Origin of the sequence: Nostoc sp. FACHB-892 (assembly GCF_014698795.1) — a bacterium.
Taxonomy (GTDB): domain Bacteria; phylum Cyanobacteriota; class Cyanobacteriia; order Cyanobacteriales; family Nostocaceae; genus Nostoc.
On the sequence record NZ_JACJTR010000089.1, the window covers coordinates 1 to 12,391 of the forward strand.

18 protein-coding genes are annotated in these 12,391 nt (G+C 43.1%); 8 read left to right on the forward strand and 10 right to left on the reverse strand.

Going from position 1 to position 12,391, the window contains the following annotated elements; translation table 11 throughout:
* The coding region (locus H6G96_RS38590; protein ID WP_277933097.1) for a calcium-binding protein at positions 1-830 on the forward strand (830 nt) is incomplete at its 5' end.
* Between the two features lie 178 nt (positions 831-1,008).
* Here the strand turns inward: H6G96_RS38590 and H6G96_RS38595 are convergent.
* Positions 1,009-1,461, reverse strand: a complete 453-nt coding sequence (locus H6G96_RS38595; protein WP_190919669.1) for a DUF1392 family protein — start codon at positions 1,459-1,461, stop codon at positions 1,009-1,011.
* Between the two features lie 447 nt (positions 1,462-1,908).
* On the opposite strand from H6G96_RS38595, the gene H6G96_RS38600 reads away from it, so the two are divergent.
* From H6G96_RS38600 to H6G96_RS38610, 3 genes are all read left to right on the forward strand, one after another.
* Positions 1,909-2,559, forward strand: a complete 651-nt coding sequence (locus H6G96_RS38600; RefSeq protein ID WP_190919672.1) for a PEP-CTERM sorting domain-containing protein — start codon at positions 1,909-1,911, stop codon at positions 2,557-2,559.
* 420 nt (positions 2,560-2,979) lie between these two features.
* Positions 2,980-3,726, forward strand: a complete 747-nt coding sequence (locus tag H6G96_RS38605; RefSeq protein ID WP_190919674.1) for an SDR family oxidoreductase — start codon at positions 2,980-2,982, stop codon at positions 3,724-3,726.
* A 23-nt stretch (positions 3,727-3,749) separates the two neighbouring features.
* A complete protein-coding gene (locus tag H6G96_RS38610) occupies positions 3,750-4,799 on the forward strand; it encodes an S-adenosylmethionine:tRNA ribosyltransferase-isomerase (protein ID WP_190919676.1) in 1,050 nt (349 codons plus the stop codon).
* 131 nt (positions 4,800-4,930) lie between these two features.
* Here the strand turns inward: H6G96_RS38610 and H6G96_RS38615 are convergent, their stop codons facing one another.
* On the reverse strand, positions 4,931-5,119 hold the full coding sequence (locus H6G96_RS38615; protein ID WP_190919696.1) for a hypothetical protein: 189 nt from the start codon (positions 5,117-5,119) through the stop codon (positions 4,931-4,933).
* Positions 5,120-5,154: 35 nt separating this feature from the next.
* Here H6G96_RS38615 and H6G96_RS38620 point away from each other — a divergent pair, with 35 nt between their 5' ends.
* The 3 genes from H6G96_RS38620 (at position 5,155) to H6G96_RS38630 (ending at position 7,478) form a co-directional block, all read left to right on the forward strand.
* On the forward strand, positions 5,155-6,072 hold the full coding sequence (locus H6G96_RS38620) for an AraC family transcriptional regulator (protein ID WP_242063619.1): 918 nt from the start codon (positions 5,155-5,157) through the stop codon (positions 6,070-6,072).
* Positions 6,073-6,175: 103 nt separating this feature from the next.
* Positions 6,176-6,949: an enoyl-CoA hydratase/isomerase family protein gene (locus H6G96_RS38625; protein WP_190919678.1), complete on the forward strand. Its 774-nt coding sequence runs from the start codon at positions 6,176-6,178 to the stop codon at positions 6,947-6,949.
* 49 nt (positions 6,950-6,998) lie between these two features.
* Positions 6,999-7,478, forward strand: coding sequence for a VOC family protein (locus tag H6G96_RS38630; RefSeq protein WP_190919680.1), 480 nt, complete (start codon positions 6,999-7,001; stop codon positions 7,476-7,478).
* Between the two features lie 97 nt (positions 7,479-7,575).
* On the opposite strand, the gene H6G96_RS38635 is transcribed toward H6G96_RS38630, so the two are convergent.
* Together H6G96_RS38635 and H6G96_RS38640 are read right to left on the reverse strand one after the other, a co-directional pair.
* Positions 7,576-7,779 (reverse strand): hypothetical protein, encoded by a 204-nt coding sequence (locus H6G96_RS38635; RefSeq protein WP_190919683.1) that lies wholly within the window; start codon positions 7,777-7,779, stop codon positions 7,576-7,578.
* A 17-nt stretch (positions 7,780-7,796) separates the two neighbouring features.
* Positions 7,797-8,468, reverse strand: a complete 672-nt coding sequence (locus tag H6G96_RS38640; RefSeq protein WP_190919685.1) for a Coq4 family protein — start codon at positions 8,466-8,468, stop codon at positions 7,797-7,799.
* A 97-nt stretch (positions 8,469-8,565) separates the two neighbouring features.
* Here H6G96_RS38640 and H6G96_RS38645 point away from each other — a divergent pair, with 97 nt between their 5' ends.
* Positions 8,566-9,198, forward strand: coding sequence for a TetR/AcrR family transcriptional regulator (locus H6G96_RS38645; RefSeq protein WP_190919687.1), 633 nt, complete (start codon positions 8,566-8,568; stop codon positions 9,196-9,198).
* Here the strand turns inward: H6G96_RS38645 and H6G96_RS38650 are convergent.
* The 6 genes from H6G96_RS38650 to H6G96_RS42065 all read right to left on the reverse strand — a co-directional run bounded on the left by H6G96_RS38650 (position 9,195) and on the right by H6G96_RS42065 (position 12,156).
* A complete protein-coding gene (locus H6G96_RS38650; RefSeq protein ID WP_190919689.1) occupies positions 9,195-9,416 on the reverse strand; it encodes a hypothetical protein in 222 nt (73 codons plus the stop codon). The genes H6G96_RS38645 and H6G96_RS38650 overlap by 4 nt on opposite strands.
* A 151-nt stretch (positions 9,417-9,567) precedes the next feature.
* Positions 9,568-9,789, reverse strand: a complete 222-nt coding sequence (locus H6G96_RS38655; protein WP_190919692.1) for a hypothetical protein — start codon at positions 9,787-9,789, stop codon at positions 9,568-9,570.
* A gap of 372 nt (positions 9,790-10,161) precedes the next feature.
* Positions 10,162-10,872 carry a DNA cytosine methyltransferase gene (locus H6G96_RS38660; protein ID WP_190919694.1) on the reverse strand — a complete coding sequence of 237 codons (711 nt, stop codon included), beginning with the start codon at positions 10,870-10,872 and terminating at the stop codon, positions 10,162-10,164.
* Positions 10,873-10,976: 104 nt separating this feature from the next.
* Positions 10,977-11,264, reverse strand: a complete 288-nt coding sequence (locus H6G96_RS38665) for an ASCH domain-containing protein (RefSeq protein ID WP_242063620.1) — start codon at positions 11,262-11,264, stop codon at positions 10,977-10,979.
* 41 nt (positions 11,265-11,305) lie between these two features.
* Complete coding sequence (locus tag H6G96_RS42060) at positions 11,306-11,635, reverse strand: DnaB helicase C-terminal domain-containing protein (RefSeq protein ID WP_242063621.1); 330 nt, start codon at positions 11,633-11,635, stop codon at positions 11,306-11,308.
* A gap of 137 nt (positions 11,636-11,772) precedes the next feature.
* A complete protein-coding gene (locus tag H6G96_RS42065; protein WP_242063622.1) occupies positions 11,773-12,156 on the reverse strand; it encodes a DnaB helicase C-terminal domain-containing protein in 384 nt (127 codons plus the stop codon).
* Positions 12,157-12,391 lie beyond the last annotated feature (235 nt).

The following is a 12,391-nucleotide window of genomic DNA, read 5'->3' on the forward strand; positions in this document are numbered from 1 at the left end:
TACATACTAGTGAATCTTTGGGTTATGATTCTCAGTTGGCTACCTTAGATGTTTATGCCAACTGGAATGACTTATTCCAGCCTGGACAGTGGAATTTTGCTGGTAATCATGGTTATGCCAATATTCTTTATACAGAATTACTCCAAGGCAATAGCTTTACCCAATCCAACGGTATTCTCTTGAACTTGAATACAATAGTCAATGCTGAATTTACTGGGTACAACGATGCCAGCACAAAAAGCAATTTGGCTATTGTTGCTCTGAATCTTTTGGGTACTGCTAACAACGACACACAAGCGGGTGGCGCAGCCAATGATATCATCCGTGGTAATGCAGGAATTGACTACATTACAGGTGGCGATGGTGACGATTCCGTGTTTGGGGACGATGATAATGATCTTCTCTATGGTGGACGTGGAAATGATTCTGCCTTCGGCGGCACTGGAAGCGATCGCCTGTTTGGAGATGAAGGTGGCGACATACTTATAGGAACAGATACAACAACAAGAGGTATTGCTGAAGTTGACCTTTTGACTGGCGGCGCTGGGAGTGATCAGTTTGTGCTAGGTATTACTGTCGGTGTCTTCTACAGCGATAGTAATACTAGTACTTCGGGACTGGGCGACTACGCTCTGATTGCTGATTTCAATGCCACCGAAGATACGCTGCAATTGTCTGGCTCCAACTCGAGCTATAGCTTGGGAGCAGCGCCAACTGGTTTGGCTACAGGTACAGCCTTATTCCTGAATGAAACTAGTCCTGAACTAATTGCGATCATTCAAGGTTCTAGCAACCTCACCCTTAGTGCCAGCTATTTCCTAACTGTCTAAAACATTATCTCAAATACAACTTAAATTTATTTGTCAAGTTTTAAACTTGCACTACTCAAAGCTTTCTATTTTTTATGATGCCTAGATAAATAATTAAAAGTAGTTAATAAAACCAGTAACTTGAGATTAATAACCCTAATTGTTAGTTAACTTGGTACTGCTCTTTAGTGGCAACTGGTCATACACTAACATTGACTAAATCAACATCAGCAAGCCATATTATTCTGCTTTGGGTAGACACTTCTTCTAAAGTTGGGGAGCGCCACTCTACCCCATAAAGCCAATTATCTTTGAGACCAAAAATCCCTTGAATAATACGATGTGTTGGCTGTTCACCGAAATCAACCTCAACTATGTCCCCCAGATTAAAAGCTGGAGTGGAAACAGTGGACTTTTTTACAACATTTGTTGGATGAAATTCTTGCTCAGGTAAGTAGAGAGTTTCACTCTGGCAAACAATTGCATAAATCCATTCTTGCCCTGACCACTCAACACCACGGCAATAACCTGACAAGTTTGAGATTGGCAACAAAACTTTTTCTAACATTTCCACTGCTAGTGGAGGCATATCCTTACCCCACCCAGGAGAAATATGCCAACAGGATTCTAAGGCGGTAATTTGGTTAATCATCTGGGAATATAATCCTCTTCTTTATATATTCACTTCCTTGCATCAGTCTGATCCGGAATATAATTTCAACACTTCACTTGCTATGTCAATTCCTAATCAATACAGGTTTCCAATATGAAATTCCTGAACATTTGACCAAATTATCTAATTTCTGTGCTGGTTGTGTATATTCAGATCAGTGAAGAATTAAATTGAGCCATAACTTGGAAAGGTGAGCATCGCTTTTTGGGGGGATGCATGCATAGATCGACGCGCACGGCAAGAGTTGGAATTGAACTTAATTTTGAAGTGGCGCAGTCCATTGAATATAGTTTCTAAAGATACATCAAGTGGAGCGACAATTTTTTCATTGTCGCTGCAATCTAATGTGCTGTATACTGTTTTCGGCAATCACAAAAGTAATATTTTTTACATAAGCATTCTCTTGAAGATAAGTAATATTAAACAATGCTAACAATAATTCGCTCTTACGCTGCATGGGTTGTTCCAGCAGCTTTGACTTTACTAAGTTTTGGATCGGGCAACGAGAAGGCGATCGCACAGACTCTGTTCCCATTTAGTGGTAACTACGACGTAACAATCGCTGTTGAGCCGATTAACGAGAAGTTTTCACGGGCAATTGAACGGGCTGTAAGTACTGATGCACCATACGGACTCACCGAATATAACGGTTTAGTTTACGCTCTAACTGACTTCTCTACTGGCTTGTTCACCTTTAACACCGATCCAACAGCAATCGGCTTAGAGGGCTTCCCAGAAGGCTTTATTGAATTCAGTGGTAGCGGTGCTAACAAGGTATCTGGAACCGCTACTGCTACCGCTTTAATTGACTTTGTAAACCTCAGAGGGTCTGGCTCTGGTTCTTTGATTATCACTGGCGGTGAGGGTATATTTAGAGGTGCTACTGGCATACTAGACTTTTTTGAGAACGACACAATCAGTCCAAATCCAAACGATCCCATAAGAGGACAGGCTTTAGTTACTGGCACTATTAAGGTTGTTCCAGAACCGGAAACCGGAATAGGGACGCTAGTTGCTATTGGCTTAATTGGATCTGGTTTTATGTTGCGCCGACGTTGCCTTCGCTCTGCTTCATGAGCCACTCCAACCCCTAGAACACCGATTCAGTAACAGGCGATCACTTCGGCGTTTTTTAATTTAGCCATAAGCAGTTATTAAGGCACTTGCCAAGAATAAATCAGCCCAGCCGTCGCTTTCGCCTTGAGGGCGAAAGCGCCTAAATCTCTCGGTTTTGCCAAAAATATTATTGATACGGATGGGCTGATTTATTTATTGGATCTCCCTAATGCTACTAGTTTTCAGATTATTGAGAATAAAATCTTCTTGTTGACATGATGTGGACACCCTGCACACAGTGGCGATAAGAGAGTCGTGCCATACTTTGTAAATTAAGCTGCCACAACTCATAGTCATTTCGACTATGATTAAGACAAGTGGTGTTGAGGAAACACTTCAGAGTTGAACTTTATTGAGTGCTTAACCTCTAGAACTTAATTTATGAATAGATTAAACGGTAAATACGCTTTAATTACTGGCGCTTCTTGTGGACTAGGACGACAGTTAACAATTGATTTTGCCCATGCTGGAGCTGCTGGGATTGCAATTGTCGCCCGTCATGCCCAAGCGCTTGTAGCAACACGGGATTATATTCAAACGATAGCCCCTACAACAAAAGTGTTGGTAATCGAAGCAGATGTGGCTCAATCTCCTGACATTGAGCGAATCGTAGCTACAACATTGAGCGAATTTAAAGGACGGCTTGATATCCTCGTCAATAATGCCTCGACTATTGGTCTATCGCCTATGCCTTTTTTGCTCGATTACCCAATTGACACGTTTCATCAAGTCCTTAATACTAACTTAATTGCCCCCTTTTTACTGATCCAAAGAGTTTTGCCTGCCATGATTGAAGAAGGCGGCTCCATTATTAACGTCACCAGTGACGCAGGTGTAGTGGGCTATGCCGGATGGGGAGCGTATGGGATTTCAAAGTTTGGCTTAGAAGGACTTTCGCAAACTTGGGCAGCCGAGCTTGAAGATAGTCCGGTACGCCTCAACTGGGTTGATCCTGGTAACATGAACACCGCCATGCACCGAGCCGCAGAACCAGATGAAGACCCGAAGCAATGGGCAAATCCGCAAGAGATCACTGAAATTTTTCTGTACTTAGCTTCCGATGAATCGCAAGCAGTGCATGGACAAAGGTTTCAAGCACAGCCAGATGACGAGGTTGAAGCTGCCTAAATTATAAGAGGATTTAGAACTCTATGAGCGCCCCATTTTCGTTTGTTTTGCCCTCTGAACTGTCTGCCAAAGAACCACCAGAGCAGCGAGGCATTCCTCGTGATGCGGTACGTTTGATGGTAATTGATCACTTAACTAAAGCCGTCAATCATACCCAATTTAATCAACTAGGTACATTCTTACGTCCGGGCGATTTATTAGTCTTCAATTCCAGTCGTACTTTGCCTGCGGTATTGGCAAGCTGTGAGACTTCAACAGGTGAATGTTTACAAATTCGGTTAGCGCATCATTTGTCGGATGGCTCTTGGTTGGCGTTGCTTATCTGTCAAAATGGTGAACCCTTTACTTGTGGATTGCGCTCAGGGATGCAGATCCAGTTAAATAACCAACTGTCTGCAACGGTGGGCGAGCGCGATCCTCATATCCCGCGTCTATGGAAATTGCGCTTTTCTCAATCTGGGTCTGAACTGATTCAATCGCTTTACCGTATTGGACAACCGATTCGCTATGAGTACGTTTCTGCACCTTGGGCATTAGATGCTTATCAAACTGTGTACGCTCGTGAACCCGGTTCAGCAGAAATGCCTTCGGCAGGACGTGCTTTTACTTGGCAGCTGCTCTTTAACCTCAAGCGAGTAGGCATCGACATGACTCAGATTGTCCTACATACCGGATTGTCATCTTATTTGGATGATGACCTTGATGCCCAGCATCCTGCATCTGAGGAGGAATATCTAATTCCAGAGGTGGCGGCTACTAAAATCAATCAAACTCGTCGAGCAGGCGGACGAATTATTGCGGTGGGAACTACAGTCGTACGGGCATTAGAATCAGTCGTGGATGAGCGGGGAATTGTCATGCCAGGACACGGCTACACCCGCTTGCATATTACAGCAACTCATAAATTAAAAGCAGCCGATGGATTGCTAACTGGGCTGCATGAACCGCAAGCCAGTCACCTCGATCTATTGACTGCCTTTTTACCTGCATCAGTAATTCATGATGCTTATGAGAATGCTGTGCAGATGGAGTATTTATGGCATGAGTTTGGCGATCTAAACTTAATTATCTAGTTTGATTCACAGCCGGAGTATTTCTTGAGTTAGAGCTTGTCAGCAAACAACCTTCCTTCTTTTTAGTTAGAAATGCTTTCTCAGTAAGCTTTTTAGGTGGCAAATTGTAAAAGTTGTTTCTTGACAGGCTCTTAGCGCTTACTTAATCGTCGGTGCGGAATGTGGGATAAAATAGCCCTCACCAAGCAATTGGTAGAGTCGATGGGCGGTATTACCCGCCGCACCTCAGTACCTTGTTCTGGAAATTCAAACTTTATTCCTGCTTTTAAGCAGCGACGAAAGATACCTGATTTTATGCCTAACGGGGCTTTAAAGCTCACTGTATACTTCTGTTATCATCTAAAAACCTAACCGGATGCGTCAAAACCGATCTAAAGACAAATTGCTCGAAACGGTCAGCCTTCTAGACGAGTTACCAGATCGGGCAGTTTTTTCGAGTAAATCGAAAGGTTGGAATGGTATTGTGACTGGATATTATCATCATCCTGCCAATGAATTAGTTTCGCCACCGCTGTCTCAACACCTAATTACCTTAAACTGTGGTTCACCCTACCACCTTGTGCAACAGCTTGATGGCCAAGTTTATCAAGGGCAAGTTTTAACAGGAGAGATGATCCTGACACCTGCAAATTATACAACCCAATGGTGTTGGGATAGCCAAGTAGATGTTTTACACCTATGCTTGGAACCAAAATTTATTGATAAGGTTGCACTAGAGGCAGTCGAAGTAGATGCTAATCGTGTGGAAATTCTTAATTGTTTTGCAGGGGCTGACCTCCAAATTCAACATCTAGGTAATTTGCTGCTTGTCGAATTACAATCGGAAAAACTGGGCAATCGTCTCTATGCCGAATCATTAACCACTGCTTTAGTTGTTCATTTAATCAGAAAGTACAGCAGCATTCAGAAAACCGTCAGGCAGTACTCTGGTGGTTTACCCAAGTCTAAATTACAATGGGCAATCACCTACATTCAAGAAAATTTAAACCAAGACTTAAGTTTGGGTGAAATTGCGGCAGAGGTAAATCTAAGTTCATATCATTTTGCTCGTTTATTTAAACAATCAACAGGTTTAGCACCCCATCAATATCAAATTCGTTGCCGGGTTGAACGTGCTAAAGAGTTGTTGCAACAGGGTCAAATGGCGATCGCGGATGTTGCTAATCATGTTGGTTTCTACGATCAAAGTCACCTCAGCCGTCATTTCAAGCGGATGTTCGGCGTTTCACCGAAAGTCATTCAGCAAAATAGCAATAACATCCTCATTCCTTAGCAAAAGCGTCCAAGACTCTACCGCGTAAGTCCTTTTAAAGTTGGAGTAGATAACAAACAGCGTCATTATTTACTCTAACTAGATTTTCAAGGCAGGGATGGTCATGGTTAGTTTTGATACCTATAAACACAAATACGAAAATCTCCGCATGGAGCGCACCGACTCTGGTATTTTGACAGTCACGATGCACACTAATGGCGGTTCCCACATCCATACAGGGAAAGCACATCGAGAGTTCCCAGATGCGTTTGGTGAAATTGCCCGCGATCGCCAAAATGAAGTTGTGATTTTAACGGGTGCTGGCGACCAATGGATTAGCCACATTGACTTTTCCACCGTGGATGACATTACTACACCATCTGGTTGGTATGCCATTATGACAGAAGCGCGCCAACTTCTGTACAATTTTCTTGACATTAATGTTCCTGTGATCTCAACCGTCAACGGACCGGCTCCCATTCATGGTGAGTATGCGTTAATTGCAGATATTATCTTGGCGGCTGAGGAGGCATACTTTCAAGATAACCAGCACCTATCGGTTGGGGGCAAAGTTGTACCCGCCGACGGGGTGCAGATTCTTTATCCAGCCGCAATGGGTGATATTCGAGGGCACTATTTTCTGTTAACAATGCAGAAACTATCAGCAGCAGAAGCATTGCAAATTGGTATGGTCAATGAGGTTCATCCTCGTGAAAAACTCTTAGTTAGAGCCAATGAGTTAGCACAGCAACTTCTTCGTCTCGATCCATATACACGCCGCTACACCCGACTGATGTTTACCCGAAAGCTCAAGCGAAAAGTGATTGAGGAACTTTCCTTTGACATGGGTTTAGAGGGGCTTTCGGTGATCTCCGCCGTGAAGCCTAAAAATTCATAACCAGTAGAGCATAGGCAGCATTTATCAAATCACTGACAAGAGAAATACCATGATTCATAATCAACAGCAAAGCAAAGGTATTGAGAGCTTACAGCTTGTTAACGTTGCAGTATCGGTGATCAATTTGGATGAGGCAATCGCTTGGTATAGCGATAAATTGGGTTTCAAGCTGAAATATCGAACACCAGCGATTGAAGGAATTGAGTTAGCTCTGATGGAGAAAAACAAACTCTACATTGACCTAATTCATTATCCTCAACCGATTAATCTAGAAATTGAGCGTAAACAGCCGCCGTTTCACCTCCAAATTACAGGCTTACGCAACCTGGTATTTTTTGTAGACGACATTGCAACTGCAAATACCGAACTTAAAGAAAAAGGCGTGGATTTGATGTGGGAGAGCAATTTTCTGCCTCACTTGGGAACCAAAGTGACAACTTTTCGGGATCTGGACGGTAATTTAGTTGCTTTTTGGGAGAAAAACGACCAAATACTCAACTATTTACAAACAGGACACACAGAAAGTTAATAAAACGCAAGCTTAGACACTTCCAGGCAACTGACGCAATGACGTATAATTTCAAACCGAACACCCAATTTAGTAAATGTTTGAGACTTGAGTCTTGTCAAGCCCAGAATTCGGGTTGAATCAGGTCGCTGGCGAGTGCTATTAAACTAGCAAAATCAATCCGGTTCAAGAGTATCCAAAATCGAACTTGGGCGCGGCAACGGTCGATACCTGTTAATCTGATGATGCGCCACAGAGTTATAAGCAGCGGCAACCAAGGATAGGTCAAACGAATGATATGCCAAAAAAGCTTGCGGGACATCTCTATTCAACTTGCAATCAAACCGATCTCAAGGCAAATTCACAGAAGTTAACTGGTTGCACATTTAATTCTGCACGCAATAGTAGCACAGGCTTTTCCCAGAAATGTTCCCATTTTTGAGCAATCAAGGGTTTAGCTTTGTTGCCCATGTTCCATCCTTGTGAGATCGCCATCAGCAAAAAAGAGAGAAATTGCGGTCGCCACAGACTTACAGAAATTAGTGCGTTGGCAATCAACAAGCTTGCTAACGGTAGTTGAAGTTGTGCCAAATAAAAAGCTTGTAAGCCAATTTCTCCAATTTCACTTGTATCAAATCCGGTTATGATGTGCCAAATATCATGGGTCTGCCGCCAGCGATTTTCTATGTAACTGCTATCAGAATTGCTCTTTATTTCTGGCTCTAGCGTTTTAAAGCTTAACTGTTTCATGTGGCTAGCATAGGTGTAGCCCAAGGAATCTGGAGGATATTGTAGTAGAGCTTCTAAATCATGTGTAGGAGCAATATAGCGTTCTGCCAAGATATCTGCTACTTCTGGAATTGTTTTCATACTTGCAACCGCTAGTTGAAAAGCATGACTATCGAGTAGACTATCGCTCAATTCCCAAACAGGTTTTAGATTACCCTTTTCATCTAACAAAAGCATGACGAAAGCTTTTATCCCTTTGAGTGTCTGAACAATGGATGGCATGATATGACCTGTTAATTATCAAATTGACCACAAACATGAACAATGTTCATTTTAATATATGAACATTGTTCATGTTTGTCAATGATAATCTTGAAGGATGACAAAAGAACTTCACAAAGCCTCAACCATGCGACGCCAACCCAAGCAGGCACGTAGCCAAGAACGAGTTCATCACATTTTGGATGTGGCAGAGCAGCTTTTTATCGAATTTGGTTATGAGCAAACCACTACAAGAGCTATCGCCACACGTGCAGCCATTCCAGTTGGCTCGTTATACCAATTTTTTCCAGACAAAGAGGCACTTGTCCGGGCGCTTGCCAATCGCTATTTTGAACAGGAATATCAAATTTTCGTACAACTTCATACAGAGCTGGCAAAGGCTGATATTGCTACTTACGTTGAGCGCATGGTAAATGCGTTTGAAGATTTTGCACAGCAGAATCCTGGTTATCGAGCAGTATTAGGACAGTTAATCGACTTGATGACCCTTACTGATGCCAGTAAGTTTAACAAATATGACCAACAGATATTAGTTGAACTAGCTGATTTCTTTTCACGGCGAAATCCTCAACTCGATACCACTCAATCTCGACTGATTGCCACAACCGTAGTTAAAGTCTCTAATGAACTGCTGTGGCTTTCATTCACGCGTGAGCCACTTGAGCGCAAACAACTAGTGAAGGAAACCAAAACCTTAATTACTGCCTATTTGCAAACATATCAAATTTAACTATCTTGAACATCTCCAATACTTGCTTCCGCCTTTGTGATAGATGCTTTTGCCTCTATGAAACCCAAAAGTTCTTCTTCAAACGCATTCAAATACGGGCGTTTCAACTCCACCAGATGCTTCAGCACAGCACTTGGGGGATTTTTCAAGTTCTCGTTTTCCCGTAATCTACTGATGCGTAGGCATAGCCCGCCGTAGGCATCGCAAAGGAGCTGCATCTGCTGACATTCCGGCTCCAGGTAATTCAGTGGTTTCAAGTGGTCAATTTTAACGGTGTACTGCCCATACCAGAAAAAAGATTAGCTGGTAGTATTTATGTAATATACTAAAACCACATAATACCTTTATTGGCATTGCTTCTTTGTTGCATTAATCTCTTAACCCTGGTAATTCCCCAATTTTAACTTCTTCTGGTTGTTGCACCTGAACTTTATAGCCTTTACCATAAGCCGAAGCCCGATCTTTTGCAATCGTTTGGTAGTAATTTGCAATTACAGTTTTCAATGCAGTTAGTACCTTAGCTTTATCGTTAGGATTGCTATAGGTGAATAGCCCCGGAACTATCCCAAGTTGTTCAAATTGGGTTAGCAAAATGGGATAGTCTGTATACGTTTTGCGTTGAAGTTCGACGCTTCCAAAGGCAAGTTTGTTGCCATAGACACACAACTTGGGATTTTGCTCGTGGCAAGGGCTGACACTCCATCCCGCAGGAGAAGAGGTTTTTCCTAGAACCGACAGCTGCGGATATGGGGAAACTAATTATATTTGTACACCTTGAGCGCATACAGAACTTCTTTACAATGACCAGCTAATTATACTTAAAAAAGCCAAAGTTTAGCTTGGCACTAACTACACCCGTCTTCCATAGTGAAAGATACTTAAACGATTCAAAGTGTGGACAAAGCTTAATTATGCAAACGTCTCCTAATCGGATAGTAGACTGCACAAATAATCAATCCGTTTTCAAACCACAGCAGCTTGCCGGAGAGAGGAACTCAAGCCATAAGCACGACGGGCATCATAATTACCCTTGATTGCCTTGGCTACTCCAACGGGAATCCCAAAAGCCACCTCACGAATGCCGGGTTGATAGCTTCGGTCTTCATGAGAGAGCCGTACTTGCGTAATTTGATTTCCAATTTGGTCTGCCCAGGGGGTTGGCTGTTGACGGTGGAATAAGCCATTGGGGTAGGCAATGATAAAGACTCTTTCTCTTTCATGCGGCAAGCCCAGGCAGGATGCGGGTATAGTCTGCCATTCGCATAAGTACCGGATTTTGGAAAGGTCTTCGAGGACTGTTGCCATTCCTCTAGAGAGTAGCCCTGTTGGGTTTTCGATGAGAGCGATTGCTGGTCTACACTGGTGGATGATACGGAACATTTCGCGCCACAGTCCTGACCTGGGGTCGTTAAGTCCTTTTTTATCTCCAGCGTTACTAGTGCCACTACAGGGGAATCCCCCGCACAAAATGTCGAACTGTCCTTGGTGGCAACGGTAGTTGGTAATATCTGCGTGGATTGGAATTCCTGGTTGTTCATGGCGCAATTGTGATTGAGAATAAGGGGAGATTTTGACAAATTGCTGGACTCGGAATTTGTGGGATAGACCTGCGGCTGATATTCCGTGGTGGCAGAGTCCGCCGATGCCGGAGAAAAGTGAGAGGACTGATTTCATAAGGCGATCGCACTCCTGACCAATTCATCGGGTACTTCAAAAATCCCCAACCGCCCAATGTAAGAAATCGGTGTAATCTCGCGTGGATTCTCCAGTTTCCAATGCTACTGAAGAGGCATCCCCCAACCAGATGCAACTTGTGAAAATTGGCAATCTACTATTGTGACAATACCAATAACTTGGCCGTGACGGAGAGAGATTAATTCTGGGATTACTACCCCCATGCAATGGCCAAATTCTTTTGCTAGCTGGTACTCTTTTTTGGTACAGGTTTTTGCGGCGTGAATCAGAATGTCGCCGCGATAATGAATGGGCCAGCCACGGTTTTCAACATTTTTAAGAGCATAAATTATTGCCCATGCCCAAGGCTGACGAACGGATAGCGCTTTCATGTATCGACCTCTAAAACTTAAAAAAAGTTCATTGCATCAAATTATCTCGCCAAGTTTAAAAATTTCGAGGTCGATAAATCGCACAACATCGTCGCAGTGCCGAGCTTACCGTAAAGGCGGTTTTTCTCAACAATCAACTCAATAGTGTGATCGCTTGCGTCTTTTGTGTAGACAGCATCCCGGTAAAGCATGATTAACTGGTCACAAACCTCGAAGATTTCACCAGAGTTACGAAGTAAATGACGATTGGGGCGTTTATCAGCCGTTGTTTGATTCCCCCGATTGATTTGACAGCCCAAGAAAATAGGGATTTTATGAGACTTGGCAATGTCCCGAATCTGGCGGGTAATCTTGCCGACTTCAAAAGCCATGTTCCCCCAGATTCCAGAGGAATCTGCTGCAAGTAGTCAATAAACACAGCACCAATAGAACCACCAAATTCGGCAATAACACGGCGCACAGCAGAAGCAATCATTGCGGTTGTAGGGGACGAATGCTCGTAAACCTTCTAAGGCAGTTCCACCATCTGGACTATGCCTTGTGCTATTTGCTCGCAGTAGCATTGAGTATTGGTTTGAATCATAGAAGCGTCTACGCCTGTGATTCGGGCCAGCATTCGGGCATTGAGTTGATTCTTATCCATTTCTGGAGTTACATACAGAACAGGTAAGCCAAGTTTAGTCATGATTTCATAAGCGTAAGAAATCATGAAGTGAGTTTTGCCCATGTGGGATTCAGCAGCCACTACTACCAAGCTGCTGGGATAAAATGCCACCGATGATGTTTTCGAGGTCGTACCAACCAATTCTGTCACCTGCCATGTTTCCCATCTCCAACTTTTGAAAAAGTTCAATGCCCATGTCTTGTGCTGAGAAAACCTTGCAACGTTCATCGCTTTGATTTTGGGTTACAGTGAAAACTTTAGCCTCAGCAAGTCCTTGGACAAGTGGTAGTTCAGTTTGCGTCTCGTAACCGAGTTGGACAATTTCATTGCCTACTTTCAGTAAATCGCAAAGTTTTTTCCAAGAGAATAAGCGTCAAGATTTTGTAAACAGAGATACATTTTTTGCTGAACTATGTGAAACCGGAGGTGATGATTAATTAGGTTTACTTATAGCAAGGCATAT